We start from the raw sequence: 242 nt of genomic DNA, 5'->3' as shown, positions 1-242 counted from the left end.
AAGGATATCTAGATACTTGTGAAGCTAGAGTACAAGAACGCTTGGCCTTAGAAACCAAACTCCTAGTGAAGGAAGAAGCCAAAACAATGGGGAACGCTACCCCTAAGAAAGGAAAGGCTATTTCATTTCAAAAACTCTTGTATGTTGGTATTTCAATGGCAGCTTGTTTGGACATATACATTTCAATGCAAAATACAGGGTCATCAGCGTCATTAGATGATATTGCCATGACAACGCTAGAA

At 39.3% G+C, this 242-nt stretch carries 1 protein-coding gene; it reads left to right on the top strand.

Translation table 11 applies throughout. The features are described from left to right. Positions 1-242, top strand: a 242-nt coding sequence (locus ACY2RS_RS15780) for a hypothetical protein (RefSeq protein ID WP_490099608.1), incomplete at both ends; no start/stop codon positions are given.

The organism is Patiriisocius sp. 208BN25-11, assembly GCF_058147145.1.
Note: the sequence above shows the minus strand (reverse complement) of the source record. Positions and strands in the feature narration are given on the sequence as shown.